Source organism: Streptomyces sp. SCL15-4 (genome assembly GCF_033366695.1).
Lineage (GTDB): Bacteria > Actinomycetota > Actinomycetes > Streptomycetales > Streptomycetaceae > Streptomyces.
The window spans coordinates 3,391,193-3,417,928 of the sequence record NZ_JAOBTQ010000001.1; the positions used below are offsets into that span (position 1 = coordinate 3,391,193).

The 26,736-nt window shown below is 72.4% G+C and carries 25 protein-coding genes and 1 pseudogene; 10 read left to right on the top strand and 16 right to left on the bottom strand.

Annotated elements, in window-relative coordinates:
* Nucleotides 1–30 precede the first annotated feature (30 nt).
* The gene (locus tag SCK26_RS14515; protein ID WP_318201738.1) at nucleotides 31–768 is read right to left on the bottom strand and encodes a SigE family RNA polymerase sigma factor; all 738 of its coding nucleotides are present in this window, start codon (nucleotides 766–768) and stop codon (nucleotides 31–33) included.
* Nucleotides 769–1,006: 238 nt separating this feature from the next.
* Here SCK26_RS14515 and afsQ1 point away from each other — a divergent pair, with 238 nt between their 5' ends.
* From afsQ1 to SCK26_RS14540, 5 genes are all read left to right on the top strand, one after another.
* On the top strand, nucleotides 1,007–1,684 hold the full coding sequence (gene afsQ1, locus SCK26_RS14520; protein ID WP_318201739.1) for a two-component system response regulator AfsQ1: 678 nt from the start codon (nucleotides 1,007–1,009) through the stop codon (nucleotides 1,682–1,684).
* Nucleotides 1,681–3,279, top strand: coding sequence for a HAMP domain-containing sensor histidine kinase (locus tag SCK26_RS14525; protein WP_318201740.1), 1,599 nt, complete (start codon nucleotides 1,681–1,683; stop codon nucleotides 3,277–3,279). The genes afsQ1 and SCK26_RS14525 overlap by 4 nt, the downstream gene beginning before the upstream one ends.
* Nucleotides 3,276–3,875: a hypothetical protein gene (locus tag SCK26_RS14530; protein ID WP_318201741.1), complete on the top strand. Its 600-nt coding sequence runs from the start codon at nucleotides 3,276–3,278 to the stop codon at nucleotides 3,873–3,875. The genes SCK26_RS14525 and SCK26_RS14530 overlap by 4 nt, the downstream gene beginning before the upstream one ends.
* A gap of 162 nt (nucleotides 3,876–4,037) precedes the next feature.
* On the top strand, nucleotides 4,038–4,604 hold the full coding sequence (locus tag SCK26_RS14535) for a VanZ family protein (RefSeq protein ID WP_318201742.1): 567 nt from the start codon (nucleotides 4,038–4,040) through the stop codon (nucleotides 4,602–4,604).
* A 106-nt stretch (nucleotides 4,605–4,710) separates the two neighbouring features.
* Nucleotides 4,711–4,911, top strand: a complete 201-nt coding sequence (locus tag SCK26_RS14540; RefSeq protein ID WP_318201743.1) for a PspC domain-containing protein — start codon at nucleotides 4,711–4,713, stop codon at nucleotides 4,909–4,911.
* 80 nt (nucleotides 4,912–4,991) lie between these two features.
* On the opposite strand, the gene SCK26_RS14545 is transcribed toward SCK26_RS14540, so the two are convergent.
* Nucleotides 4,992–5,375 carry an ATP-binding protein gene (locus tag SCK26_RS14545; protein ID WP_318201744.1) on the bottom strand — a complete coding sequence of 128 codons (384 nt, stop codon included), beginning with the start codon at nucleotides 5,373–5,375 and terminating at the stop codon, nucleotides 4,992–4,994.
* Between the two features lie 202 nt (nucleotides 5,376–5,577).
* A pseudogene (locus tag SCK26_RS37975) lies at nucleotides 5,578–5,703 on the bottom strand (adenosine deaminase); the annotation flags it as partial.
* A gap of 139 nt (nucleotides 5,704–5,842) precedes the next feature.
* Between SCK26_RS37975 and SCK26_RS14555 the strand changes: the two are divergent.
* Nucleotides 5,843–6,604: an alpha/beta hydrolase gene (locus SCK26_RS14555; RefSeq protein ID WP_318201745.1), complete on the top strand. Its 762-nt coding sequence runs from the start codon at nucleotides 5,843–5,845 to the stop codon at nucleotides 6,602–6,604.
* 12 nt (nucleotides 6,605–6,616) lie between these two features.
* On the opposite strand, the gene SCK26_RS14560 is transcribed toward SCK26_RS14555, so the two are convergent.
* Nucleotides 6,617–7,570: a LysR family transcriptional regulator gene (locus SCK26_RS14560; RefSeq protein ID WP_318201746.1), complete on the bottom strand. Its 954-nt coding sequence runs from the start codon at nucleotides 7,568–7,570 to the stop codon at nucleotides 6,617–6,619.
* Between the two features lie 63 nt (nucleotides 7,571–7,633).
* On the opposite strand from SCK26_RS14560, the gene SCK26_RS14565 reads away from it, so the two are divergent.
* Nucleotides 7,634–8,944: an MFS transporter gene (locus tag SCK26_RS14565; RefSeq protein ID WP_318201747.1), complete on the top strand. Its 1,311-nt coding sequence runs from the start codon at nucleotides 7,634–7,636 to the stop codon at nucleotides 8,942–8,944.
* A gap of 116 nt (nucleotides 8,945–9,060) precedes the next feature.
* Nucleotides 9,061–10,074 (top strand): sigma-70 family RNA polymerase sigma factor, encoded by a 1,014-nt coding sequence (locus SCK26_RS14570; protein ID WP_318201748.1) that lies wholly within the window; start codon nucleotides 9,061–9,063, stop codon nucleotides 10,072–10,074.
* Here SCK26_RS14570 and SCK26_RS14575 read toward each other — a convergent pair.
* The 12 genes from SCK26_RS14575 to SCK26_RS14630 all read right to left on the bottom strand — a co-directional run bounded on the left by SCK26_RS14575 (nucleotide 9,958) and on the right by SCK26_RS14630 (nucleotide 24,100).
* A complete protein-coding gene (locus SCK26_RS14575; protein WP_318201749.1) occupies nucleotides 9,958–10,314 on the bottom strand; it encodes an STAS domain-containing protein in 357 nt (118 codons plus the stop codon). The genes SCK26_RS14570 and SCK26_RS14575 overlap by 117 nt on opposite strands.
* Nucleotides 10,315–10,442: 128 nt before the next feature.
* Nucleotides 10,443–11,720: a thymidine phosphorylase gene (locus SCK26_RS14580; protein WP_318206011.1), complete on the bottom strand. Its 1,278-nt coding sequence runs from the start codon at nucleotides 11,718–11,720 to the stop codon at nucleotides 10,443–10,445.
* 77 nt (nucleotides 11,721–11,797) lie between these two features.
* Nucleotides 11,798–12,202 carry a cytidine deaminase gene (locus SCK26_RS14585; RefSeq protein ID WP_318201750.1) on the bottom strand — a complete coding sequence of 135 codons (405 nt, stop codon included), beginning with the start codon at nucleotides 12,200–12,202 and terminating at the stop codon, nucleotides 11,798–11,800.
* Nucleotides 12,199–13,485 (bottom strand): ABC transporter permease, encoded by a 1,287-nt coding sequence (locus tag SCK26_RS14590; RefSeq protein WP_318201751.1) that lies wholly within the window; start codon nucleotides 13,483–13,485, stop codon nucleotides 12,199–12,201. The genes SCK26_RS14585 and SCK26_RS14590 overlap by 4 nt, the downstream gene beginning before the upstream one ends.
* Nucleotides 13,485–14,615, bottom strand: coding sequence for an ABC transporter permease (locus SCK26_RS14595; RefSeq protein ID WP_318201752.1), 1,131 nt, complete (start codon nucleotides 14,613–14,615; stop codon nucleotides 13,485–13,487). Before SCK26_RS14595 ends, SCK26_RS14590 begins: the two co-directional genes overlap by 1 nt.
* On the bottom strand, nucleotides 14,612–16,171 hold the full coding sequence (locus SCK26_RS14600) for an ABC transporter ATP-binding protein (RefSeq protein WP_318206012.1): 1,560 nt from the start codon (nucleotides 16,169–16,171) through the stop codon (nucleotides 14,612–14,614). The genes SCK26_RS14595 and SCK26_RS14600 overlap by 4 nt, the downstream gene beginning before the upstream one ends.
* Before the next feature lie 164 nt (nucleotides 16,172–16,335).
* Entirely contained in the window at nucleotides 16,336–17,391 is a 1,056-nt protein-coding gene (locus tag SCK26_RS14605; RefSeq protein WP_318201753.1) for a BMP family ABC transporter substrate-binding protein, read from the bottom strand.
* Between the two features lie 351 nt (nucleotides 17,392–17,742).
* On the bottom strand, nucleotides 17,743–18,978 hold the full coding sequence (locus SCK26_RS14610; protein ID WP_318201754.1) for an amidohydrolase: 1,236 nt from the start codon (nucleotides 18,976–18,978) through the stop codon (nucleotides 17,743–17,745).
* Between the two features lie 209 nt (nucleotides 18,979–19,187).
* Nucleotides 19,188–20,549 (bottom strand): hypothetical protein, encoded by a 1,362-nt coding sequence (locus SCK26_RS14615; protein WP_318201755.1) that lies wholly within the window; start codon nucleotides 20,547–20,549, stop codon nucleotides 19,188–19,190.
* Between the two features lie 36 nt (nucleotides 20,550–20,585).
* Nucleotides 20,586–21,524 (bottom strand): N-acetylneuraminate synthase family protein, encoded by a 939-nt coding sequence (locus SCK26_RS14620; protein WP_318201756.1) that lies wholly within the window; start codon nucleotides 21,522–21,524, stop codon nucleotides 20,586–20,588.
* A gap of 12 nt (nucleotides 21,525–21,536) precedes the next feature.
* Nucleotides 21,537–22,766 (bottom strand): N-acylneuraminate cytidylyltransferase, encoded by a 1,230-nt coding sequence (locus SCK26_RS14625; protein ID WP_318201757.1) that lies wholly within the window; start codon nucleotides 22,764–22,766, stop codon nucleotides 21,537–21,539.
* Between the two features lie 23 nt (nucleotides 22,767–22,789).
* Nucleotides 22,790–24,100, bottom strand: coding sequence for a DUF6716 putative glycosyltransferase (locus tag SCK26_RS14630; RefSeq protein WP_318201758.1), 1,311 nt, complete (start codon nucleotides 24,098–24,100; stop codon nucleotides 22,790–22,792).
* 198 nt (nucleotides 24,101–24,298) lie between these two features.
* Here SCK26_RS14630 and SCK26_RS14635 point away from each other — a divergent pair, with 198 nt between their 5' ends.
* Both SCK26_RS14635 and SCK26_RS14640 read left to right on the top strand, forming a co-directional pair.
* Nucleotides 24,299–25,276 carry a glycosyltransferase family 2 protein gene (locus SCK26_RS14635; RefSeq protein ID WP_318201759.1) on the top strand — a complete coding sequence of 326 codons (978 nt, stop codon included), beginning with the start codon at nucleotides 24,299–24,301 and terminating at the stop codon, nucleotides 25,274–25,276.
* Nucleotides 25,273–26,607, top strand: coding sequence for an alpha-2,8-polysialyltransferase family protein (locus tag SCK26_RS14640; protein WP_318201760.1), 1,335 nt, complete (start codon nucleotides 25,273–25,275; stop codon nucleotides 26,605–26,607). The genes SCK26_RS14635 and SCK26_RS14640 overlap by 4 nt, the downstream gene beginning before the upstream one ends.
* The last annotated feature ends 129 nt before the right edge of the window (nucleotides 26,608–26,736 follow it).

A 26,736-nucleotide genomic window follows, 5' to 3' on the forward strand; every position in this document is an offset into this window, starting at 1 on the left:
CCCTCGGGCCACCCCCCGGTGGCCCCGCCCTCAGGCGACCAGTTCGCCGAAGGCGGCCTCTTCGTCGCGGCCGAAGCTGAGCACCTCGTCGTCGCGCAGGCGGCGCAGCGAGCGCCAGATGCTGGACTTCACCGTGCCGACGCTGATGCCGAGGATGTCGGCGATCTCCGGGTCCGTGCGGCCCTCGTAGTAGCGCAGGACCAGCATGGTGCGCTGGAGTTCGGGCAGCCGGGCCAGCGCCTGCCACAGGACCGCGCGCAGCTCGGTGCCGCGCATCGCGTCCGTCTCGCCGGGCGTCTCCGGCAGTTCCTCGGTCGGGTACTCGTTGAGCTTGCGCCGCCGCCAGGCGCTGATGTGCAGGTTGGTCATGGTGCGGCGGAGGTATCCGCCGACCGCGGCCTTGTCGCTGATCCGGTCCCACGCCCGGTACGTCGAGAACAGCGCGCTCTGCAGCAGGTCCTCGGCCTCGTGGCGGTCGCCGGTCAGGTGGTAGGCGGTGGCGTACAGGGAGGAGCGGCGCTCCTGGACGTAGGCGGTGAACTCCGCCTCCGACAGCGAGCGGCGCTCCCCCGGGCCCTCCCCGTACGCGGTTCCCCCGTGCATTTCCCCCGTGTGCGCGTCAACCACCGACATGTACGCCGGGTGCTGACGCCCGGTGCCGCGAGCGCACCCCCGCATGCCCGCGGCACCGGACTTCTCGGACCCCCGGTGCACGTCGTGCAGACGCGTGACCACTGCGCTGGTGCTGATGCCGTGCAGCGTGTTCATCTCGCGCTCCCCGTCGTGGACTTCCGGTGAATCGGTCTTGCCGGACCGGCTCGGCTCCCCGTCCGGCCCGTGACGAAAAGCCTGCCGGGGCCACTTCATGGCCGTGTCCGCCGACTGTCACAGACCTGTCACAGGGGTCCGGCCGGGCCGGTCACCGGCCGCGTACGGTGCGTGGCGGTGTACGAGGAGTGGTACGGGCAGGTCGTACGACACCCCGTCCATGGGCCAGAATGAGCCCGTGCCTTCCCTGTTGCTGATCGAGGACGACGACGCCATCCGTACGGCCCTGGAGCTCTCCCTGACGCGCCAGGGACACCGGGTCGCCACCGCTGCCAGCGGCGAGGACGGTCTGAAGCTGCTGCGCGAGCAGCGGCCGGACCTGATCGTGCTGGACGTGATGCTGCCCGGCATCGACGGGTTCGAGGTCTGCCGCCGCATCCGGCGCACCGACCAGCTCCCGATCATCCTGCTGACCGCGCGCAGCGACGACATCGACGTCGTGGTGGGGCTGGAGTCGGGGGCCGACGACTACGTCGTCAAGCCGGTGCAGGGCCGGGTGCTGGACGCCCGGATCCGGGCCGTGCTGCGGCGCGGCGAGCGCGAGTCCAGCGACTCGGCGACCTTCGGCAACGTCGTCATCGACCGCTCGGCGATGACGGTCACGAAGAACGGCGAGGACCTCCAGCTGACCCCGACCGAGCTGCGGCTGCTGCTGGAGCTGAGCCGGCGGCCCGGGCAGGCGCTGTCCCGGCAGCAGTTGCTGCGGCTGGTGTGGGAGCACGACTACCTGGGCGACTCGCGCCTGGTCGACGCGTGTGTGCAGCGGCTGCGCGCCAAGGTCGAGGACGTCCCGTCGTCCCCGACGCTGATCCGTACCGTCCGCGGTGTCGGCTACCGCCTGGACGTCCCTCAGTGACCGGTACGCGAGGGAGGCTGCGCGGCTGGGCCGCGGGGCGAGGGGGAAACCTGTCGCGCCTGAGGCTGACCAGCCTGCGGCTGCGCCTGGTGGTGGTGTTCGCGCTGGTCGCGCTCACCGCCGCGGTGTCGGCGTCGGGCATCGCCTACTGGCTCAACCGGGAGGCGGTGCTCACCCGCGCCCAGGACGCGGTGCTGCGCGACTTCCGGCAGGAGATGCAGAACCGCGCGGGCGCGCTGCCCGAGCACCCGAGCCAGGACCAACTACAGCGCGCCGCCGGCCAGATGGGCGCCAGCAGCCAGCGCTTCAGCGTGCTGCTGGTCGCCACGGACGCCGACGGCAAGACGGTGTACGGCAACTCGGGCGGCATCAACGGCTTCGCGCTGGAGGACGTGCCGTCCTCGCTGCGCTCGGCCGTGACCAGGCGGCAGCAGGTGGGCGACCAGAACAAGCAGCCGTACCACCTGTACTGGCAGCGGGTCGTGGACCACGGCACGCCGTTCCTGGTGGCCGGCACGCGCGTCATCGGCGGCGGTCCGACCGGCTACATGGCGAAGTCCCTGGAGCCGGAGGCGAAGGACCTCAACTCGCTGGCCTGGTCGCTGGGCATCGCCACCGGGCTCGCGCTGATCGGCGCCGCGCTGCTCGCGCAGGCCGCCGCCACGACCGTACTGAAGCCGGTGCACCGGCTCGGGGTGGCCGCGCGGCGGCTCGGCGAAGGCAGGCTGGACACCCGGCTGCGTGTCTCCGGCACCGACGAACTCGCCGATCTGTCGCGGACGTTCAACAACGCGGCCGAGGCGCTGGAGAAACGGGTCGCGGAGATGGCCGCGCGGGACGAGGCGTCCCGCCGGTTCGTCGCCGACATGTCGCACGAGCTGCGCACCCCGCTCACCGCCATCACCGCCGTCACAGAGGTGCTGGAGGAGGAGCTGGAGGCGGAGACCGGCAGCATGGACCCGATGATCGAGCCCGCGGTCCGGCTGGTGGTCAGCGAGACCCGGCGGCTGAACGACCTGGTCGAGAACCTGATGGAGGTCACCCGCTTCGACGCGGGCACCGCCCGGCTGGTCCTCGACGACGTCGACGTCGCCGACCAGATCACCGCCTGCATCGACGCCCGGGCCTGGCTGGACGCGGTCGAGCTGGACGCCGAGCGCGGCATCCATGCCCAGCTGGACCCGCGCCGCCTGGACGTCATCCTCGCCAACCTGATCGGCAACGCCCTCAAGCACGGCGGGTCGCCGGTGCGGGTGTCGGTGCGGGAGGCGGACGACTCGGTCGAGATCCGGGTCCGCGACCACGGGCCGGGCATCCCCGAGGACGTGCTGCCGCACGTCTTCGACCGCTTCTACAAGGCGAGCGCCTCCCGGCCGCGCTCCGAGGGCAGCGGGCTCGGCCTCTCCATCGCCCTGGAGAACGCCCACATCCACGGCGGCGAGATCATCGCCGCCAACTCCGCCGAGGGCGGCGCGGTGTTCACGCTCCGGCTGCCCCGGGACGCCTCGCGGCTGACCGAGCAGGACGGCGGGGACGACAAGGGCGCCAAGGGCGCCGGGACCGAGCGGGAAAGCGCGGGGAAGGAGGGGTCATGACCGTACGACGCCTGGTGGCGCTGCCCCTCCTCGGCGCGCTGCTCACCGGCTGCGGCATCCGGGCCACGGAGGTGCCGACCGACTTCGGGGCGGCGCCGTCCCGGGTGCCGTGCTCGCTGACCGGACCGGACCGGTCCACGCAGTCCTCGCGCGGGGTGCCGGTGCAGGTCTTCCTGCTGTGCGGGGCGTCCCTGGTGGCCGTGGACCGCACGGTGCCGGTGCCGGAGGGCACACCGGACGCCCGGCGCCGGGTGATCGTGGCGCAGGGGCTGCTGGACCAGCTCGCCGCGTCCCCGTCGGCCGCGGAGCGCTCCGCGGGCTATACGACGTACGTCCCGGGCGGACTCGGGGTGCGCGGGCCCGGCCCGAAGGATCCCGAGGACGCGCTCCGGCTGAGCACGGCGCCCTCGCGGCTGACCTCCTACGCCCTGGCCCAGCTGGTGTGCACGCTGTCCGACTCGGCGGCCACGGAGGGCGACGGCTCGGTCATCCTGGGCGGCCCGGACGCGGGCCCGCTGCGACGGTTCGAGTGCACGGACGAGGTCCGCGACCACCCGGGCAGCAGCCAGCCGCCGTCCGGCGAGGTCACGGAGTAGGCGGGCACGGCCGGCCGGCACCTCGAGGTGCGCAGGACCGCCCCTACGGGTGTTCCCCGGCGCGGGCGCTTACCGGTGCGCCCCCGCCGAAACGGCGGCGTGCCCGTGCCGAAACGTTTTCACCGCGGAACCGTTCTGCCCCGTGCCCGCGTCTAGGGGGGCGTGCAGCGTCAAGGCTCCATCGGCGGCAGCGCCGCGATCCGCATCCGTGTGACGGGGGGTGTCCTCCTCGCCACGCACCTCGCCCTCGTCGCCTGGCTGATGCTGCGCCCCTTGGACGTCCCCTGGGTGATGCCCCCGAATCTGCGTCCGCTGGCCGGCATCCGGGCCGATCTGGCGCTGGGCTGGCCGGGTGCCGCCCGGCCGCTCGGCGAGGGTCTGGCGCTGCTCGCCCCGCTGGGCGTGCTGCTGCCGGCGGCGCACGGCAGGCTCACCGTCTCCCCGCTCGCCTCGCTGCTGCGGACGGCCGCGGCCGGCGCGCTGATCTCGCTCGGCATCGCGCTGTTGCAGACCGGTGTGCCGGGCCGGGTGGTGGACGTCGACTCGGTGCTGCTGAACACGGCGGGGGTCGTGCTGGCCCACCTGGCCGTGGTGCCGGCCGGGCGGTCCCGGCTGCGGCGGCGGACGGCGCGGGAGCCGGGTGCGGCGGCCGGGCCGGCGGTCGGCCTCGCGGAGGAGCTGTCTCAGGGCCGTACCCCGACGATTCCCAGGGTCGGGATCGCACCTTAGAGTGATGCTTCGTCCTCTTCGTCCGCCTACCGTGGAGGGAAGTTGAGGGGCCCGCGGGGTCCCGCCACCGGCTCGGGAGCGAGCCGACGACCACGGAGGAGCCGACATGGCCGCCCTTTCCCGCCCCACCCAAGGCCGCGTGATCGGCGGAGTCTGCGCCGGACTGGCCCGGCGCTTCGGCACTTCGGCCACGACGATGCGGGTGATCTTCCTGGTGTCCTGCCTGCTGCCGGGCCCGCAGTTCCTGCTGTACATCGCGCTGTGGCTGCTGCTGCCGTCCGAGGACAAGGTCCGTACCGCCTGGTGAGTGCCGCGGTGCGGGCGAGTGCGCCACGGGGGCGCGTCCGGACGGGCCGGAGCGCCCCGCGCGTCCCGCGTCGGCCGGGGTCAGCCGAGCGGAAGTCCGTTGACCGGCGTGCCCTTCGTCGGCAGGCCCTTCAGCGGCAGTCCGCCGAGCAGCCCGGCGACCGGCTTGGTCGGGCCCTCGGCGACGGCGCGCTCGGCGACGGGCTGCGCGGCGGCCGCGCCCTTGCGGACGACCGGCACCGCGGCGGCGACACCGCGCTTGGCCAGGGGCTTGAGCGTCTTCACCGCTCCGCTGTCGGGCAGCGCGTCGACGACCTGCCCGGGCGGCAGCAGCTTGGTGACGGTGTCCAGGGTGTGGGCGGCGTCCGGGGCGGCCGGGGCCGCGTTGGCCGCGCCCGCGCCGATGACGGCGACGGCGGCGCCCAGGGCGGCGACACCGAGGGTCTTGGCAGCAGACTGCTTCATGGTGCATGCGTCCTTGCGTGCGGAGACGGGAGATCGCGAACGATCTGAGCGATCCACGACCGTAAACAGCGCACGCCACTCACCGCAAACACCGAAATGCGGACGCCGAGTGACATCACGTCCGCTTTCCTCGCCGTCCGGCATAGGGCGGCCAGGCGCCCGGACGGCCGGAACCGCTGGTGGACGCGGTCTGCCGGAACAGTCATTCGGATTTCAGCCCGGCGTATCCGGCCTTGACGACGTCGTTGATCACCGCGCGACGTTCATCGAAAGGAATGAACGCCGATTTCATCGCATTGACGGAGAAGCGCAGCGGATCACCGAGCGTGCGAGGCGGGTGGCCGGCTCCGGCACCGGCGAGGTCGAGCACCTGCCGCGCGCCATTGTTTCCGGCGCTTTCCCGTCGATACGCAATGGTGACCCGCCGTACGGGTTTCGTATACCGCCCCTTCTGACACTGTTCTGTCATGGGACAGCGAGTGTCGCCGGTGCGAACGGCCCGGCTGGGAAAGGCGGTCGGCCCGGCGCCGGCTCCGGTGTGCGGAGCGGTGCTGCTGCTCCCCGGCGGTGAGGAGGTCTCCGACCGCCGGCCCTTCCCCGTGCGCCCCCTCCCCCTGATCCGCTCCCTGGGCCGCGCCCTCGCCCGCGCCGGCCGCGCCGAGGGACTGGCCGTCCACCGCGTCCACTACCGCTACCGCGGCTGGAACGGCGGCGACGCGCATCCGGCGGCGGACGCCGAGTGGGCCGCCGACGAGGTCGTACGCCGCTACGGCGATGTCCCCGTGTGCCTGGTCGGCGTCGACATGGGCGGCCGGGCGGCACTGCGCGCCGGCGGCCACGAGGCCGTCAACTCCGTGGTGGCGCTCGCCCCCTGGCTCCCGGAGGACGATGTCGCCGCCCCCGCCGAGCCGGTGAAACAGCTGGCCGGCCGCCGGGTCCTGATCGCGCACGGCACGAACGACGAACGCACCGACCCCGAACTGTCCTTCCGCTACGCGGAGCGGGCGAAGAAGGCCAACCGCGAGGTGTGCCGCTTCGAGGTGCACTCCGACGGCCACGGCCTGCACGGCCACCGCTCCGAAGTCCTCGCCCTGACCGCCGACTTCACCCTCGGCGCCCTCTTCGGCCACTCCGTCTCCCGCCCGGTGGAGGACGCCCTGGCCGCGCCCCCGCCGATCGGCCTGCGGATGCCGCTGGCGGCGGGGTTCGGACGGTCGTTGCGGCGGTGACCCACGCGGTCCTCACGTGGGCAGCAGACTGCCCCGTCTCGACAGCAGGAACTTCTTGAACGCCGCCACCGGTGGGGTGTCCGGGCGGTCCGTCAGCCAGGCCACGCCGATCTCGCGGGCCGCCCGGGGAGACGTGACCGTCAGTTCCACGACGCCCGGGCGGGGGACCGCCGGCGGGGGCAGGAGGGCCACGCCGAGGCCGGCCGCCACCAGCCCCCGCAGGGTTTCGGCCTCCTCGCCCTCGAAGGCGATCCTCGGGCGGAAGCCCGCCTGGCGGCAGAGGTCGTCGGTGATGCGGCGCAGACCGTAGTTGGGTTCCAGGGTCACGAAGGTCTCCTCCGCCGCCTCGGCCAGGCGGACGCGGCGGCGGGCGGCCAGCCGGTGGTCCGCGGGGACGACCAGGCGCAGCTTCTGCTCGTCGAGGCGGCGGGCGACCAGATCGGGGGCGTCGGGCACCGGCGAGGTCAGGCAGAGGTCCAGTTCACCGGCGCGCAGCCGCTCCAGCATCGCCTCGCCGTAGTTCTGGACCAGGCTGAAGCGGATGCGCGGATGGTCGGCGCGGAAGGCGTGCAGCAGGCCGGGGACGGTCTCGGCGCCCATGGTGTGCAGGAAGCCGAAGGCGACCTTGCCGGTGGCCGGGTCGGCGTCCGCGCGGACCTCCTCGGCGGCCCGTTCGATCTCGGCGAGGGCCCGCTCGGCGGAGGCGAGGAACGTGCGGCCGGCGGTGGTCAGGGAGACCGAGCGGCCGTGCCGGGCGAACAGGTCGACGCCGAGGTCCCGTTCCAGGCGGGCCATGGCGCGCGAGAGCGTGGACTGCGGGACGTTCATCTCCTGCGCGGCCCGGGTGACATGCTCGGTGCGGGCCACCCCGGCGAAGTAGGCGAGGCGTGGCGCGAGCGACAGCGCCATGTCTTCTGTGTCACCGAACGATGACAGCCGAGGCCGTGAGCTGTGCTGATGCGCCATGGGAACGATTATGGCCGTTCCATGCATTGGACGCATGAACCGCACCGCTCCTACGGTCGGGGTATGTCTCCCGCCAGTACCGGGGCGTCCACCGCCGTGGGCGCCGTACCGTCCGTTCCCGTCCCCGACTCCTCCGGCTCCGACGTCACCGGCTCCGACTCCCGTATGACTCCGGGCGGCCCCGGCTACCGCCGGATGAGCCTCGCCCTCTTCCTCGCCGGCGTCGCGACCTTCGCCCTGCTGTACTCCACCCAGGCCCTGCTGCCGCTGATCTCCGGGGAGTTCGGGGTCGCGGCGAGCGAGGCGAGCTGGACGGTGGCGGCGGCGACCGGCGGACTGGCCCTGTTCGTGCTGCCCATGAGCGCCCTGTCGGAGCGGTTCGGGCGCCGTACGGTGATGACGGCGTCGCTGGCCGTCGCCGTCACCGTCGGACTGCTGGTGCCCTTCGCGCCGTCCCTCGGCGCGCTGGTGGTGCTGCGGGGCGTGCAGGGCGCGGCGCTGGCCGGGCTGCCGGCCTCGGCGACGGCCTATCTGGCCGAGGAGGTCCGGCCGAAGGCGCTGGTCACCGCCATCGGGCTGTTCGTGGCGGGCAACAGTGTCGGCGGCATGAGCGGCCGGGTGATCACCGGCTGGGTCGCGCAGGAGTGGGGCTGGCGGGTCTCGGTCGGCGTCATCGGCGCCCTCGCGGTCGCGTGCGCGGTGGCGTTCCGGCTGCTGCTGCCCGCGCCGCGCCACTTCACGCCCGGCTCGCTGCGACCCCGGGTGCTCCTCGGCACGGTCCGCGGCCACCTCGCCGACCCGCTGCTGCGCCGCCTGTACGCGATCGGCGCGCTGTTCATGACGGTGTTCGGCGGGGTCTACACGGTGATCGGCTACCGGCTGACGGCGGCGCCGTTCGGGCTGCCGCAGGGCATCGTGGGCTCGATCTTCCTGGTGTACCTGGTGGGCACGGTCTCCGCGTCGGGCGCGGGCCGGCTGGTGGGCCGGTTCGGCCGCCGCGGCGCGCTGTACCTGGCGGGCGGTACGACGGCGGCGGGCCTGCTGCTGTCGCTGGCCGCGCTGCTGCCGCTGGTCCTGCTGGGCCTGGTGCTGATCACGGCGGGCTTCTTCGCCGGGCACGCGGTGGCCTCCTCCGCGGTCGGCAAGACGGCCACGCACGGCCGCGCCCAGGCCTCGGCGCTGTACCAGTCCGCGTACTACATCGGCTCCAGCGCGGGCAGCACGGTCGGCGCGCTGGCCTTCCGCTCGGGCGGCTGGACGGGCACGGTCGGCGTCGGCCTGCTGGCGGTGCTGGGCGTGGTGGCGATCACCGTGCTCGGCTCCGTGGCGGCGCGGCGGACGGCCGTCCATCCGGCACAGGCGCCCGCGCGCTGAACCGGGGTGGCCGGCATTTTCCGGCTCCGGCGGCCATTGTCGGTGGGCTGCGGTAGCTTCCGAGGTGCTGGGGCGCGACAGTGCGCCACCGGAACGGCCGCAGGGGTGGGTGGACGATGGGCGACGGAACGGCGACGGCGGATCTCGATGCCACGCTGGAGAAGCACCGGACCGAGCTGACGGGGTACTGCTACCGGATGCTGGGCTCCTCCTTCGAGGCCGAGGACGCGGTCCAGGACACCCTGGTACGGGCCTGGCGGAGCCACGAGAAGTTCGAGGGCCGCTCCTCGCTCAGGTCGTGGCTGTACCGGATCGCGACGAACGTGTGCCTGGACATGCTGTCGGCGGGCAACAAGCGGGCCCGGCCGATGGATCTGACGGAGTCGACGCCGCTCGCGCAGGCCGCGCTCGTGCCGCGCCCGGATCACACCTGGCTGGAGCCGATGCCGGACGCCCGGGTGCTGCCGGCCGTGGCGGACCCGGCGGAGGCGGCGGTCGCCAAGGAGTCGGTGCGGCTGGCCTTCATGGCGGCGCTCCAGCAGCTGCCGCCCAAGCAACGGGCGGTGCTGATCCTGCGCGAGGTGCTCGCGTGGAAGGCGAGCGAGGTGGCCGAGCTGCTGGAGACCTCGGTGGCGTCGGTGAACAGCGCGTTGCAGCGGGCCCGGGCCACGCTCGCGGAGCGCGCGGAGTCGGGGGCCGAGGGGGCGGTGTCCGATCCGCTGGACGAGGAGCAGCGCAAGCTGCTGGAGCGGTACGTCAAGGCGTTCGAGGGCTACGACATGGCGGCGCTGACGGCGCTGCTGCACGAGGACGCCATCATGACGATGCCGCCGTTCGACCTGTGGCTGCGCGGCACCTCGGACATCACCGGTTTCATGCTGACCATCGGCGCCTCCTGCGCCGGGTCCCGGCTGGTGCCGGTCCAGGCCAACGGGCTGCCGGCGTTCGCGCACTACAAGCCGGACGAGGAGAACGGCGGGTTCACGCCGTGGGCGGTGCAGGTGCTGGAGATCTCAGCCGGGCGGATCACCGGTTTCCACTGCTTCCTCGACACCCAGCGCTGGTTCCCGCTCTTCGGCCTGCCCCTCCGTCTGGAAGCGCAGTCCGACCAGCTCCAGCAGCGCGCCTAGCGCCGGATCGGCGTCGCGCAGCCGTATCCGCCCGCCGGCCCGGCGGGCGGTCAGCTCCAGCCTCGCGAGCAGGTCGACGGCCGCCAGTCCCGGCGGCCCGAGTCCGCCCACGTCGCACACGACGATCCCGCCTCCGCCGCCCGCCAGCGCTTCCCGCACGACGGCACACCACCCCGCCACCTCCTCCCGGCGGACGGGTCCGGTCAGCACGAGCACGACGGCGGGCGTCTTGGCATCCACGTGCGGATAGACCGCCGGGACGGCCGGAACTCATCGCGGCCGGCTGACGGCCTTCCGCCCGCCCCCGCCGGGCGGCGGGACCGGTGCGCCGTCCGCCGGTCCCGCCACCCGCACGAGGACATCGCAGGTCAGGCGATGCGCTCCAGGACCACCGGCGTGGCCTGGAAGTCCGTGCCCGGCGCCGCGATGTCGTACGAACCCGCCACCGCCTGGAGGGCGTACTCGAAGCGCTCCGGGGTGTCGGTGTGGAGGGTCAGCAGGGGCTGGCCCTCGGTCACCCGGTCGCCCGGCCTGGCGTGGAGCTCCACGCCCGCCGCCGCCTGCACCGGGTCCTCCTTGCGGGCGCGGCCGGCGCCCAGGCGCCAGGCGGCGATGCCGATGTCGTAGGCGTCGAGGCGGGTCAGGACGCCGGTGGACGGCGCCTTCACCACGTGCTGCTCCTTCGACGTGGGCAGCGGGGCGTCCGGGTCGCCGCCCTGGGCCGCGATCATCCGGCGCCAGACGTCCATCGCCGAGCCGTCGGCCAGCGCCTTCGCGGGGTCGGCGTCCTTCAGTCCGGCGGCGTCCAGCATCTCGCGGGCCAGCGCGAGCGTCAGCTCCACCACGTCCGCGGGGCCGCCGCCGGCCAGGACCTCCACGGACTCGCGGACCTCCAGGGCGTTGCCGGCCGTAAGACCGAGCGGGGTGGCCATGTCCGTCAGCAGCGCGACCGTCCTCACGCCGTGGTCGGTGCCGAGGCCGACCATCGTGGACGCCAGTTCGCGGGCGTCCTCGATGGTCTTCATGAAGGCGCCCGAGCCGACCTTCACGTCCAGCACCAGCGAGCCGGTGCCCTCGGCGATCTTCTTGGACATGATCGAGGAGGCGATCAGCGGGATGGCTTCCACCGTGCCGGTCACGTCACGGAGCGCGTAGAGCTTCTTGTCCGCGGGGGCCAGGCCGTCGCCCGCCGCGCAGATCACCGCGCCGGTGGTGTCGAGGACGTCCAGCATCTCCTCGTTGGAGAGCAGCGCGCGCCAGCCGGGGATCGACTCCAGCTTGTCCAGGGTGCCGCCGGTGTGGCCGAGGCCCCGGCCGGAGAGCTGCGGGACGGCGGCGCCGCAGGCCGCGACGAGCGGGGCCAGCGGCAGGGTGATCTTGTCGCCGACGCCGCCCGTGGAGTGCTTGTCGGCGGTCGGGCGGGACAGCGCAGAGAAGTCCATGCGCTCGCCGGAGGCGATCATGGCCGCCGTCCAGCGGGCGATCTCGCGGCGGTTCATGCCGTTCAGCAGGATCGCCATGGCGAGCGCGGACATCTGCTCGTCGGCGACCTCGCCACGGGTGTACGCGTCGATGACCCAGTCGATCTGCTGGTCGGTCAGCTCGCCGCGGTCCCGCTTGGTGCGGATGACGGAGATGGCGTCCATGGCCATGGCTGGGGCTTCCTTCCGGAGGTGCGAAGTGTGCGGCCCCCCTGCGGACGAGGCAGGGGGGCCGCACGGCGTTACTGGGTGAGATGGTCCGGGCCGAAGGCCTGGGGCAGCATCTCGGAGAGCGGGAGTACGCCGGCCGGGGTGTCCAGGAGCAGGTCCGGGCCGCCGAACTCGTAGAGCAGCTGGCGGCAGCGGCCGCACGGGACCAGCGGGGCGCCGGTGCCGTCGACGCAGGTGAAGTGCGTCAGCCGGCCGCCGCCGGTGCGCTGGAGCTCGGAGACCAGGCCGCACTCGGCGCACAGGCCGAGGCCGTAGGAGGCGTTCTCGACGTTGCAGCCGGTGACCGTGCGGCCGTCGTCGACCAGGGCCGCGACCCCGACCGGATAGCCCGAGTAGGGGGCGTAGGCGTGGGCCATGGCCTCCCGTGCCCGGGCGCGCAGCGGCTCCCAGTCGAAGGTGTCCTCCTCGCGGGTCACTTGCCCTGGCCCTTCCGGTAGCGCATGCCGTCCGCCTTGGGCATCCGCAGCCGCTGCGCGGACAGCGACAGCACGAGCAGTGTGACGACGTACGGCGTGGCGCCCACGAAGTCGCTCGGGACCTCGTCGGTGAGCAGGTACCAGACCAGCACCAGCGCGGCCGTGACGGCGCTGACCACGCCCTGGACCACGGCCTTCTTGTACAGCTTCCAGCCGGCCAGCAGCGCGAGCAGGACGACCAGGAGCAGCAGCAGCGCGTGCACGGTGACACCGCCGTTGCGCAGTTGGAGGGCGTCGGAGTAGCCGAACAGGCCCGCGCCCATGGCCAGCCCGCCGGGCCGCCAGTTGCCGAAGATCATGGCGGCGAGACCGATGTAGCCGCGGCCCGCGGTCTGGCCCTCCAGATAGGTGTGCGAGGTGACCAGCGCGAGGAACGCGCCGCCGAGGCCGGCGAGGCCGCCGGAGACGGCGACGGCCGCGTACTTGTACCGGTAGACGTTGACGCCGAGGGACTCCGCGGCGACTGGGTTCTCGCCGCAGGAGCGCAGCCGCAGCCCGAACGGCGTGCGCCACAGCAGCCACCAGCTGCCGACGAACAGCAGCACCGCCACGATGGTGATCACGGACAGGTTGGTGACCAGGCCGCCGATGATGCCGGCGAGGTCGGAGACCAGGAACCAGTGGTGCTTCTCGATGGAGGCGAGGCCGTCCGACAGACCGGGGACGGTGATGTCGGGCAGCGAGTCCGCGGGCGGCGACTGCTTGGGGTTGCCGCCTCCCTGGGCGGCGTCGCCGTCGGCGAAGAACAGCTTGGCGAGGTACTGGGTGGCGCCGAGCGCGAGCAGGTTGACGGCGACACCGGAGACGATGTGGTCGACACCGAAGGTGATGGTGGCGACGGCGTGCACCAGGCCGCCGAGGACACCGAAGCCGATGCCGCACAGCAGGCCGAGCCAGGGGCTGGACTGCCAGCCGACCCAGCCGGCGCCGAAGGTGCCGAGGATCATCATGCCTTCGAGGCCGATGTTGACCACGCCGGCCCGCTCGGACCACAGGCCCGCGAGTCCGGCGAGGCCGATCGGCACGGCCAGGCCGAGCGCGGCGGCGACCTGGCCGGAGGAGTCCAGCTGCTGGGAGTCGGTGATCATGCGGACGGCCGCGAGGAGCAGCAGGGCGCCGGCGACGATCACGAGGATCCGGCCGAGCGAGCGGCCCGTGCGCTGAGGCGCGCCGGGCGCCTTGGGCGCCGCGGGCGGCGGCGTGTCGGTCATCGTGGCAGTCATCACGCCACCTCCTGCTTCTTCGTCGGGGCGGCGGCGGCCTGGGCGGCGAGTTCCGCGCCGACCCGCTGCTGCTGGCGCTTGAGGCCGTAGCGTCGGACGACCTCGTAGGCGATCACGACGCACAGGACGATGACGCCCTGGATCACGCCGAGGATCTCCTTGTCGTAGCCCTGGAACTCCAGGTGGTTGGTGGTGCGCTCCAGGAAGCCCCAGAGCAGGGCGCCGAGCGCGATGCCGATCGGGTTGTTGCGGCCGAGCAGCGCGATGGCGATGCCGGTGAAGCCGATCCCGGTGGGGAAGCTGTTGTCGTACTGGTGGCTCTCGTTGAGCAGGGTCGGCATGCCGATCAGACCGGCCACCGCACCCGAGATGATCATGCTGGTGGCGACCATCTTCTTCACCGACACACCGCTCGCGGCGGCGGCGCTCTCGGACTGGCCGACGGTGCGCAGGTCGAAGCCGAACCGGGTGCGGCCGAGCACGAACCAGTAGGCGAGGCCGACGATCACGGCGACGACGATGAAGCCGTCCAGCACGCCGGCCGGGCCGGTGTCGATGCTGAAGAAGAACGAGGACGACGGCAGCGGCTCGGTGGAGACCAGGGTGCCGCCCTGCTGGAGTTCGCCGAGCCGCTCGGGCTGGAGCAGATAGCCGATGACGGCGGTGGCGATGGAGTTCAGCATGATGGTCGCGATGACCTCGCTGACGCCGCGGGTCACCTTCAGCACACCGGCGATGGCCGCCCACAGGGCGCCGGTCGCCATGGCGCAGATCATGATCAGCGGGATGGCGATCCAGCCGGGCACGGCCAGCGCGCCGCCGAGGACGGCGGCGATGAACGCGGCGAGCCGGTACTGGCCGTCGACACCGATGTTGAACAGGTTCATCCGGAAGCCGACGGCGACCGCGATACCGGCCAGGTAGTACGTCGTGGCCTTGTTCAGGATGTAGACCTGGCTGTCGCTGGCGAAGCCGTAGGTCATCATGTCGCTGAACGCTGCGCCGGGGTTCTTGCCGGTCGCGAGGATCACCAGGGCGGTGACGACGAGCGCGGCGACGACCGCCAGCAGCGGCGCGGCGATGCCGAGGGCCAGCCGCTCCTTGTCGATGCGTGAGGTCAGCTTGTTCATCGCTCGTCGTCCTCTGTGTGCTCCAGGTGGCCGGTGGCCGCACCCGTCATGGCGGAGCCCAGCTCTTCGGGGGTGATGGTGGCGGGGTCGGCGTCGGCGACCAGACGGCCCCGGTACATCACCCGCAGGGTGTCGGAGAGGCCGATCAGCTCGTCGAGGTCGGCGGAGATCAGCAGCACGGCCAGGCCCTCGCGGCGGGCCTCGCGGATGTAGTCCCAGATGGCGGCCTGCGCGCCGACGTCCACACCGCGGGTGGGGTGGGCGGCGATGAGCAGCTTGGGGTGGTGGCTCATCTCGCGGCCGACGATCAGCTTCTGCTGGTTGCCGCCGGACAGCGAGGCCGCGGTCACGTCGATGCCAGGGGTGCGGACGTCGTACGACTTCACGATCCGCTCGGTGTCGGCGCGGGCCGCCTTGATGTCGAGCAGCGCGCCGCGCGAGTTGGGCTTCTCGCTGACGTGGCCGAGGATGCGGTTCTCCCACAGCGGCGCTTCCAGCAGCAGGCCGTGGCGGTGGCGGTCCTCGGGGATGTAGCCGATGCCGGCCAGGCGGCGGTCACGGGTGGCCGCGCCGGAGATGTCCGCGCCGTCGAGCGTGACGACGCCGGCGTCGGGCTGCCGCATGCCCATGATCGCCTCGACCAGCTCGGACTGGCCGTTGCCCTCCACGCCGGCGATGCCGAGGACCTCGCCCTTGCGGATGGTGAAGGAGATCTCGTCCAGGATGACCCGCTCGATGCCGTCGAGGCCGGTCTGCGTCAGGTGCAGGCCGTCCAGCGTCAGCATGGGGACGTCCGTGACGGTGGACTCCTCGGTGTCCGGCGTGGGCAGCTCGCTGCCGACCATCAGCTCGGCGAGCTGCTTGGGGGTGGTGGTGCGCGGGTCGGCCGTGCCGACGGTGGTGCCGCGCCGGATGACGGTGATCTCGTCGGCGACCGACAGCACCTCGCCCAGCTTGTGGGAGATGAAGATGACGGTGAGGCCCTCGGCCTTCAGCTCGCGCAGGTTGTCGAAGAGCGCGTCGACCTCCTGCGGCACGAGCACGGCGGTCGGCTCGTCGAGGATGAGGGTGCGGGCGCCGCGGTAGAGGACCTTGAGGATCTCCACGCGCTGGCGGTCGGCGACGCCCAGCTCCTCCACGAGGACGTCGGGCCGGACGTTCAGGCTGTACGCGTCCGAGATCTCCTTGATGCGGGCGCGGGCCCGGCCCCCGATGCCGTACAGCTTCTCCGCGCCGAGGACGACGTTCTCCAGCACGGTGAGGTTGTCGGCGAGCATGAAGTGCTGGTGCACCATGCCGATGCCGCGGGCGATGGCGTCGCCGGGGTTGTGCAGGACGACCTGCTCGCCATTGACCGTGATGGTGCCCTCGTCCGGCTGCTGCATGCCGTAGAGGATCTTCATCAGGGTGGACTTGCCGGCGCCGTTCTCACCGCACAGGGCGTGGACGGTGCCCGTGCGTACGGTGATGTCGATGTCGCGGTTGGCGACGACGCCGGGGAAACGCTTGGTGATGCCGCGCAGTTCGACGGCAGCGGGCGGGCTGGACGCGTTGATGGCGCACTCTCCTCGGGGAAAGAGGCTGCGGGGAGGGGGCAGGGCGTCGGCGACGCTAGCGCGCCAACTCCGCGCTACACGCGTAGAGTTGACACATTGTTATGGCCCGGCGGGGGGCTGGGGAGGCCCCCGCGCCGAGCCCGGGTCCGAGCGGACCCCTCAGGTCACGGAGTGGTCTTGACCTTGATGGAGCCGTCGACGATCTTCTTCTTCGCCGCGTCCAGCTTGGCCTGGATGTCGTCGATGAAGCCACCGCTCGGGGAGAGCTTCACGCCGTCCTGGGCGAGGGCGTAGGTGTGGGTGCCGCTCAGCGGCTTGTCGTCGCGGACGGACTTGACGAAGTCGTACACGCCGAGGTCCACGTTCTTGACCATCGAGGTCAGGATCGCGTTCTTGTACTTGGCCAGACCCGGGACGTTGTACTGGTCCGAGTCCACGCCTATCGCCCAGGCGCCCTTCTTGCCGGCGACGGCCTCGATGGCGCCGTTGCCGGAGGAGCCGGCCGCCGTGTAGACGACGTCGGCGCCGTTGTCCAGCATGCCCTGCGCGGCCTCCTTGCCCTTGTCGGGGCTGGCGAAGCCGGAGGTGTCCGAGCCGTGGGACAGGTACTGCGTGTCGACCTTGATCTTCGGGTCGGTGTCCTTGACGCCCTGGACGTAGCCCGCCTCGAACTTCTTGATCAGCGGGACGTCGACACCGCCGATGAAGCCGACGTGCTTCGACTTGCTCTTCAGCGCGGCGGCGACACCGGCCAGGTAGGAGCCCTGCTCCTCGGTGAAGGTGATGCTGTCGACGTTGTCGCCGTTCACGACCGAGTCGACGATGCCGAAGCTGGTCTTCGGGTACTTCGCGGCGACCTTGGTCATGGAGGCGGCGTAGGCGTAGCCGATGCCGACGATCGGGTTGTAGCCGGCCTCCGCCAGGTCCGAGAGGCGCTGCTCGCGGTCGGCCTCGGTGTCCGAGGTCTTGGCGGTCAGCTCCTTGATCTCGCCGCCGAACTCCTTCTTCGCCTTGTCGGCACCGCGCGCGGCGGAGTCGTTGAAGGACCGGTCGCCACGGCCGCCGACATCGAAGGCGAGGCCGACCTTGACGCCCTTGCCGCCGCCGGCGGAGGACGAGGGGGACTCCTTCTCGGAGGACGTGCTGCCACAGGCAGTGGCAGTCACGGCGAGAGCTGCGGACGCGATACACGCAGCAGAAAGCTTGGCTACCCGGCGCACGGGAAGGCTCCTTCACCTGACCTGAGCGCCATGTCGGCGCTTGATGGGAGCACCATGTCAGTGCTCCGGCCGAGTCGCCCGTTCGGCGTCGGCTTCGCGGCATCGTAACGCGCGTAGATGTCGCAAAAAACCCTCTCGCGAAGCCGTTATCGATTCGAGGCAAACACCACCTGAACTCGGACTCCCGGTCGTATACCGACCGTGTCGCCGACCGTGTGCGAATGGCTCGGATCCGTGTTGCGCCGGAGGGGGGAACGGCTCCGGAGCCGTCCGGACATCCCTGCGCGCCGGCCGCACGGCCCCCTTCCGCACCGGCCGCACGGCCTCCCCCGGCGGCCCCGGCCGCCCCGGTCAGTCCTGGTCCGTCGTGGAATCCAGGAAGGCGGCGGCGGTGAACATCTCCACGCCCACCGTGATCGCGTGCTCGTCGGCGTCGAAGTCGCCTTGGTGCAGGTCGCGGATCCGGTGCTCGCCGGGCCGGCACACGCCGAGCCGGGCCAGCGCGCCCGGGACGTGCTCCAGGTACCAGGAGAAGTCCTCGCCGCCGAGGCTCTGCTGGGTGCTCTCCACCGACTTCGTGCCGCGCCGGGCGACCATGGCCCGGCGCAGCAGCTCGGTGGTCTCCCGGTCGTTGACGACCGGCGGCACTCCGCGCACATAGGTGATCTCGGACTTGGCCCGGTGCAGGGTGGCGACCTCGTCGATGGCCGCGTGCACGACGTCCGGGGCCTCCCGCCAGGTCTCCAGGTCCAGGCAGCGCACCGTCCCGGACAGCTCCGCGTGCTGCGGGACCACGTTCGGGGCGTGTCCGGACTCGATCCGGCCCCAGGTGAGGGCGAGGCCGGCCCGGGTGTCGACCCGGCGGGCGATCAGCGCGGGCACGTCGACGGCCACCCGGGCGGCGGCGGTGACCAGGTCGGTGGTCAGGTGCGGGCGGGCGGTGTGCCCGCCGGGGCCGTCGAGGGCCACCTCCAGGCAGTCGCAGGCGCTGGTGATCGGCCCGTGCCGCAGCCCGATCTTCCCGGCCTCCACCCTGGGGTCGCAGTGCACGGCGAGGATCCGGCCGACCCCGCTCAGCGCGCCGTCGTCGATGGAGGCCAGGGCCCCGCCGGGCAACACCTCCTCGGCGGGCTGGAAGATCAACCGCACCGGACGCGGCAGCAGGCCCTTGGCGTGCAGGTCGGCGAGGACCAGCCCGGTGCCGAGGACGACGGTGGTGTGCACGTCGTGACCGCAGGCGTGGGCCCGGTCCGGCACGGTCGAGCGGTACGCGCAGCCGTCCTTGGTGTCCGGGATGGGCAGCGCGTCGATGTCGGCGCGCAGCGCGAGCAGCGGCACCTTGGACCGCTCACCCTCCGCGAGCCCGATGTCACAGACGAGTCCGGTGCCGGTGCCGAGCACACGGGGCCTGAGCCCGGCTTGCTCCAGCCGCTCCTTGATCGCGGCGGTCGTACGGAACTCCTGGTTGCCAAGCTCGGGATGCATGTGCAAGTCGCGCCGGAAGGCGACGAGTTCGGCGTGCAGGGACTCGCTCAGCACGCCGGGGAGCACATCCCCCGAAAGGCCGGACTCGGACTCTAGGGACATCAATTGCTTCACCCTCTGAAGGGTAGAACGCCCACCGTTCAACTACCCCCGGAATGACGAAACTTCAGTCCGTTAGGGGACGTAAATCTGACCGGCGGACGCATGGCTGCGGACTCTGGCGGGTAAACCCTCTGCTTCTCTCCTTCCACGCATACCACGCCTCGACGGGATCACGCGCGCGATATCCGCGAACGGACCCGCCGGCTCCGCTACGCCGGGCTCGTCACCGTCGCCAGTCGGTGCACGTCGCGGGCCGTGCCGGTCACGCCGGACAGGAAGCCCTGGGCGCGCGGTGAGGCGGTGTCCGTGAGCCAGGCCGGGTCGATGTCGCACACCGCCACCCGCACCCCGGTGCCGGCCAGGGCCAGCGGGAGGGTGTGGACGACCGTGGAGGGGAAGCTGAGGATGGTCCGGCCTACGGGGCCGCGCCGGGCGACCAGCTCCAGCGGGAGTTCCGGACGCACTATCTCCAGGCCCGTCTCGGCGGCCAGCCGGCGCAGCTTGTCGGGGCTCTCGCGGCGGTGCGCGAAGTAGCGGGTGGCGCCGTGGGCCCTGGCCAGCGCGCGGACCGCCTCCAGATAACGCTCGCCGTCCACCACTCCGGTCTCCACCAGGGAGGTGCCGACCATGTCCGCGCCTGCGGTGACGACGGGCGGCCCGAAGCGGGCGCGGGTCCAGGCGAAGTCGTTGGCGGTGACGGTGACCCCGTCCGGGATCTCCGACACCGGCATGGAGGAGAACACCTCGACGCGCCGCCCGGCGCTCGGGGTGAGGCGGCGCCGGGCGGAGGAGGAGACCGGCGCGAACAGCAGGTCGCGCGCGCCGGGCCGGCCGCCCTTGCGGTGCCAGCGGACCAGGCGTTCGCCCCGGGCCAGCTGGGCGACGAACTCCATCGTCGCGGTGCCGTCGTCGACCACGACCAGGTCCTTGGCCCGGGTGATCGTCAGCAGCAGCTGGACGTAGCGGGAGAAGGGGTCTCCCATGACGATGCGGCGGGCCCGGCGCAGGGCGCCCGCCAGCCCGCCGATGGTGTGGAAGGGCGCGGTCGTGCCGCCCCGCGCCTCCTCCCAGCGCACCCGGTACCCCTCGTCCCGGGCCAGGTCGGCCATGCGGCGCAGCTGGCCCCGGGTCATGGGGTCGGTCGGGGACAGCACGACGACGGTGAGGTCCGCACCGGCCGCCGTCCCGTCCCCCGCCGCCCGCCGGACGGCAGCCCGCCGGGACTGCGGGGGCACGGCGGGCCCGGGGCCGGCCGGTGCGGGCGTCGGGGCCTGCGCCGGCATGAAGGCCGTGGCGGCGTCGGCGCCGCCCGGCCGGGCCGCCGCGGCCGGGGCGGTGCCGGAGCCGGCCGCCGCGGCCGGGGCGGTGCCGTCCGGGCCGGTCGCCCTGCCCGGGTCCGCGCCGTCGTGACCCGGCGGCGCGGCGGGGCCCCCCTCCCGCGCACTCGGCGGGACGGCCGCTTCCCGGCCGTGCAGGTGTGCCCACTCCAGTACGTTCAGCAGCTGTACCGGGCTCTCCACGAAGGCGAGCGTGCGGGCGGTGTGGCCGGCCTGACCGGCGCGGGGGCTCATTCGGCGTACGACCGTCCCGTCGTCAGTGACCTGGATTCACACCGTGACCGGCTCGCCGGCCGCCGCGGCGATCTCCGCCTCGGCGACGACCCCGGTGACCCGGCGCAGCTTCTTCATCGGGCCCATCTCGGAGTCGTAGACCTTCTTGACGCCGTCGCCGAGGGAGGCCTCGATGGTGCGGATGTCGCGGACCAGGCGGGTGAGGCCCTGCGGCTCCACGGAGGCGGCCTGGTCGGAGCCCCACATGGCGCGGTCCAGGGTGATGTGGCGCTCGACGAAGGTCGCCCCGAGCGCGACCGCGGCGAGGGTGGTCTGCAGGCCGGTCTCGTGGCCGGAGTACCCGATCGGGACGTTCGGGTACTCCTTCTCCAGCGTGTTGATCACGCGGAGGTTCAGCTCGTCGGCCTTGGCCGGGTAGGTGGAGGTGGCGTGGCAGAGCAGGATGTTGTCGCTGCCGAGGACCTCCACCGCGTGGCGGATCTGCTTCGGCGTGGACATGCCGGTGGAGAGGATGACCGTGCGGCCGGTCGCGCGCAGGGCGCGCAGCAGCTCGTCGTCGGTCAGGGACGCGGACGCGACCTTGTGGGCGGGCAGGTCGAACTTCTCCAGGAAGGCGACGGCCTCGGTGTCCCACGGGGAGGCGAACCAGTCGATCCCCTTCTCCTTGCAGTACGCGTCGATCTGCCGGTACTCGTCCTCGCCGAACTCCACCCGGTGGCGGTAGTCGATGTAGGTCATCCGGCCCCACGGGGTGTCGCGCTCGATGTCCCACTGGTCGCGGGGGGTGCAGATCTCCGGGGTGCGCTTCTGGAACTTCACGGCGTCACAGCCGGCCTCGGCGGCCACGTCGATCAGCTTGAAGGCGTTCTCCAGCTCACCGTTGTGGTTGATGCCGATCTCGCCGCAGATGTAGACGGGCTTGCCGGGGCCGACCTCGCGCGTACCGAAGGTGCGCAGACGGGAGTGGGTGCTCATCAGGGGGTGTCCTTACTTGGGGAGGGAATCGAGAGAGGGGCCGAGGATCCAGCTGGCGATCTCTCGGATCGCGCCGTCACCGCCGGGGACGGTGGTGACCGCGCGTGCGGCGCCGCGCACGACGTCATGAGCGCTCGCGACCGCCACGGGCCAGCCCACGAGGGCGAAGCACGGCAGGTCGTTGACGTCGTTGCCGGCGTAGAGCACGCGCTCCGGCGCGATGCCCTGCTCCTCGCACCACTGCTTCAGCGCGAGGTCTTTGCGGTCGATGCCGTGCAGCACGGGGATGTCGAGCTTGCGTGCGCGGGCGGCGACGACCGGGTTCCGTTCCGTGGACAGGATCAGCAGCTTCAGGCCGCTCCTGCGGAGGGCCGCGATGCCGAGGCCGTCACCGCGGTGCACGGCGACGAACTCCCGTCCGTCGGAGTCGATCAGCACCCGGTCGTCGGTCTGGGTGCCGTCGAAGTCCAGTACGACCGCGTCCACGTCGGCGGCGGTCGGCAGCGCGCCGGGACGGTCCGCGTCGAAGAGCGGCGCGAGGGCGCGGGCCCGGGCCAGGTCGTGCGGGTCGTCGATCTCCAGCACCCGGGCGGGGTCGGTGCGGACCAGCTCGGTGCGGCCGAAGAAGCGGTGGCCGTGCGCGCGGAAGCCGGCCGCGTCCATGGCGTAGGCGGCGCCGGTCTCCAGGAAGTCCTGGGGGCGGTCCTGGCGGCGCGGGCGGTAGGACTTGTCGTGGTTGACGCCCGCCCCGCCCTCGGCCTCGGTGTCGCCGTCGCGCCAGACGAAGCCGTGGAAGGGGGCCACGGTGACGGCGGTATCGGCGCCGTGCTCGACGACCGCGGCGGCCACCCCGTCGATGTCCTCCCGGAGCAGGAAGGGGCTGGTGCACTGCACGAGCAGGACCGCGTCGACGGCCGCGCCGTGCAGCGCCTCGTGGGTGTCCATGGCGTGCCGGACGGCGGCCTCCGAGGTGGCGGTGTCCCCGGCGATCGCGGCGGGCCGCAGCACGACCTCGGCGCCGGCCTCCCGGGCGGCGGCGGCGATGGCGTGGTCGTCGGTGGACACGACGACGTCGGTCACCAGCCGGGTGGCCCGGCACTCGCGCACCGCGCGCGCCACCAGCGGGACACCGCCGACGGGGGCAAGGTTCTTCGCGGGCACGCCCTTGGAGCCGCCGCGCGCGGGGATGACGGCGAGCACCCGGCGGACCGAGGCGCCCGGGTCCGCTTCCGAGTGGGACATGGGCTCTACTCCTTGCGATGAGGTCACAGCTCGCCCATCCGCCGGATCACGGGGGCGACCCGCTGGACGCCGTGCCGGTAGGCGCCGCGGGCGGCGCGGCGGACGATCTGCCGGACGGGGCCGGGCGACTTGTCGGCGGCGGGCGCGCCGGGCAGCGGGGCGCCGTCGGGGCCGAGGTGGTGGCGGGCGAGGATGCCGGGCAGATAGCCGGGCGCGGTCTCGGGGGTGTAGTAGGGAGTCAGGGGCGGCAGCCCGCCGGGCCGGTCGAGCAGCCTCGCGATGCGTTCGCGGGCCGCGTCGAAGGCGGTGGCGTACGAGCCGTCGGCGGCCACGCCCTGCCGGGCCACCCACTCCTCGTCGGGCACCGGCCGGTGGCCCGCGTCGAGCTGCTCCCAGGAGGCGAGGCAGCCGGAGCCGGTGAAATGGTGGTTGCCGAGCGCCTCGCGCACTCCGAGGTCGGTGAGGACGGCCGTCGGGATACGGCGGTGCAGGGCCTCCAGGGCGGCGGTGGAGCTGACCGTGACCAGCAGGTCGGTGCGGTCCAGCACCTCGCCCATGTGGCCGTACACCAGCCGGAAGTTGGCGGGCAGGTCCTTGCCCTGGACCAGCTTCTGGTACGGCAGTTCCTCGATGTGGGTGGTGTGTTCGCCGGGCTTGGAGCGCAGCTTGAGCAGCACCTCGCGCTCGGGGTGGCGGCGGGCGTGCTCGACGAGGCGGTCCAGCAGGTAGGCGCGGTCCCGGCGGTTGTCCGGCACGGACGGCTGGGCGGCGAACACCACGGTGTACGGGTCGTGTCCGCCGGTGTACGGCGCCCCGCCGAGGAAGGGCAGCGCGACCTCGGTGACCGCGGAGGCGTCGGCGCCCACGCCCTCGTACACGGCCCGGAAACGGTCCGCGTCGTGGGCCGAGTTGGCGAGGACGAGGTCCGCGCCGTGCCGCAGCAGCAGTCCGTCGGCGAGCTTCTCGTAGACGACGCCGACATAGCCGGTGACGACCACGGGCCGCTGTCCGGAGCCCCACGCGGCGCGCAGCCCGTGCAGCATCGCCTGGACGCCGCCGCCGACCAGGGCGAGGACGAGGACGTCGGGAGCCGACTCGCCCATCTCGCGCAGGAATTCGACGCCGGTGACCTCGCGCAGGGAGTCCGCCGGGACGCCGACCTCCGCCAGCTGGCGGGCGGTCGGCGTGGCGCGCCCGCGCAGGAGGTAGCCGTCGAGCCGGACCTCGGCAGCCGCGGGAGTGATCCGGCGCGCGGTGAGCGCGCCCCACTTCCACCGGGTGTCGGAATCCGCGAGGACGGCGACCCGCAGGGACTTCGTAGCACTTGCTGGCACGTCCAAGACGCTAGGAAGCGTGGGAGAGGAACCGCCCAACCGGAATACAACAAACGGTTAACAGCACACCGACGGAAGGCGAATCGAGGCGCGATCGGCCCTGAAACAGGCCTGGTTAACGACTTAGCCATGCTTCGTTCACCTGGTATCAAGGAAGTCGTCAAGACGAATGACGGGCCGCGCCCTAACGTCCCTGACGTGGTCAAGCTCTCCGTCATCGTGCCGTTCTACAACGTGCAGCAATACGCGCCGGACACACTGAGGAGCCTCAGTGCGAACACGCGTGACGACTTCGAATTCATTCTCGTCGACGACTGTTCGCGCGACGGGACACCAGACATTCTCGCGCGCGCGGAACGGGAACTGCCCGGGGCGGTACTGGTCCGGCACGAGCAGAACGGGGGGCTCGCCACCGCCCGTAACACCGGAATAGACCGGGCGCGCGGCGAGTACGTGACCTTCCTGGACGGTGACGACTGGCTCGCGCCCGGCTATTACGAGCGGCTGCTGGCCGCCATCGAGGGCCTGGGCTGCGACTTCCTGCGCACCGACCACGTGCAGTGCACCGCGCGGGCGCGCAGTGTGCACCGGGTGCCGGTGGGCCGGCGCAACGTGGTGCTGGAGCCTCGGCAGGTGATCCTGCCCGCCGACCGTTCGACCTCGGTCGACTACGCGTTCGCGTGGGCGGGCATCTACCACCGGCGGCTGCTGGACCGGGGACTGCTGCACTTCACCGACGGGCTGCGCACGGCCGAGGACCGGCCGTGGATCTGGAAGCTGCACCGCGAGGCGGAGTCCTTCGCCGTGGTCAATCTGCTCGGGGTGTTCTACCGGCGCGGGGTCGCCTCGTCCCTCACCCAGATCGGCGATGTCCGGCAACTGGACTTCATCCGCGCCTTCGACCAGGTGATCGCGGAGACCGCCGCGGACCCGGACGCCGACGCGCTGCTGCCGAAGGCGGTGCGCACGTACTGCGCGATCATCTCCCATCACCTGGGATCCATCGAAAGGTTCGAGCCGACGGTGGCGAAGAAGCTGACATCCATGAGCGCCGCAGCGCTGCGGCGCATGCCGCAGGCCGTGCTGGACGAGGCGCTGGACTCGATGGACCTGCAGCGCGCCACCAAGCTGCGCCGGCTGCGCCGCCGTTCCGTCGCCGCGGGGGCCGCCGCGTGACCACCCAGATCTTCCAGGCGTCGACGCTGTACGGCACGGCCACGCTCGCCGCCGCACTGGACTCCGGCTGCTTCGGGCCCGCCGACCGGCGGATCCTGCTGGTCTGCAACAACGCGGCCACGCCCGAGACGACGCCCGCGCTGGACGCGATGCCCGGCTTCGAGCGGCTGCGCGACCGCTTCGACGACGTGATCTCGTACAACGAGACCATCTTCCCCTTCCATCCGGGCGGCTGGTCGCCCCGCGTGGACGACATGCCGCTGTGGGAACGGTTCCTGCGGCACGAGTGGCGGCTCGGCGACGACGACGTGCAGTTGGCGGTCGAGTCGATCCAGGTGAACCCGTCGCTCGCGCTCGCGCAGATCTTCACCGGCGCCCCGGTCACGGTCTACGCGGACGGCCTGATGAGCTACGGCCCCACCCGTAACAAGATCGACCCGCTGGTCGGCACCCGCGTGGACCGCGTGCTCCACCTCGATCTGGTGCCGGGTCTGGAACCGCTGCTGCTCACCGAGTTCGGCGTGCCCGGCGAGACGGTCCCGACGCCCGCCGTCCTCAAGGCGCTGGCCGACCTGGCGCCCTTTGGCGGTGACCTGCCGCAGGTGGAGGAGCCGGCGCTGCTGCTGGGCCAGTACCTGTCCGCGCTGGACATCCTCACCGCCGAGGAGGAGGAGGACCTGCATGTGCGGATGGTGCGGGGCGCGGTCCGGCTCGGCCACAAGCGGGTGGTGTTCAAGCCGCACCCCTCCGCCCCGGCCCGCTTCACCCGCTCCCTGGAGGAGGAGGCGGAGAAGCTCGGTGTCGACCTGACCGTGCTCGGCACGCCGGTCCTGGCCGAGGTGCTGTACCAGCGGATGCGCCCGGCGCTGGTCGTCGGCTGCTTCTCCACCGCGCTGCTGACCGCCTCCGCGCTGTACCACCTGCCCGTCGCGCGGGTCGGCACGGAGTTGCTGCTGGAGCGGCTGACGCCGTTCGAGAACAGCAACCGCGTCCCCGTCACCATCGTCGACGCGCTGGTGCCCGACCTGGCCGACCCGGCGGCGGTCACCGGGCAGCGCCGGCGGATGGACGTGACGGCGCTGGGCGGGCTGGTGCGCGCGGTCGGCTTCGCGATGCAGCCGAAGATCCTGCCGAGGCTGCGCGAGGAGACCGAGGCGTACCTCACCGCGCATCTGAACGACGGGATACTGCGCTACTTCAAGCGCAGGCGGCTGACCGCGCTGGCGCTGCCGGGCGGGCTGCCCGTCCAGATGGCGTTCATTCCGCGCAACGCCACGGTCCGCCGCGTGGCCCGCAAGGCGCGCAATCTGCGCCGGGCTGTACGCCGCTGACCGTTCCTGATCACAAGAGGCGGGTCCGTGCGCGGGCCCGCTTCTTTACATCTGTCTTTCGTCCAAGTGACGCCCAGACGATCGCTCCCGCCGGGGATATTCACACCAATTCCCTGATGCCTGGCGCGG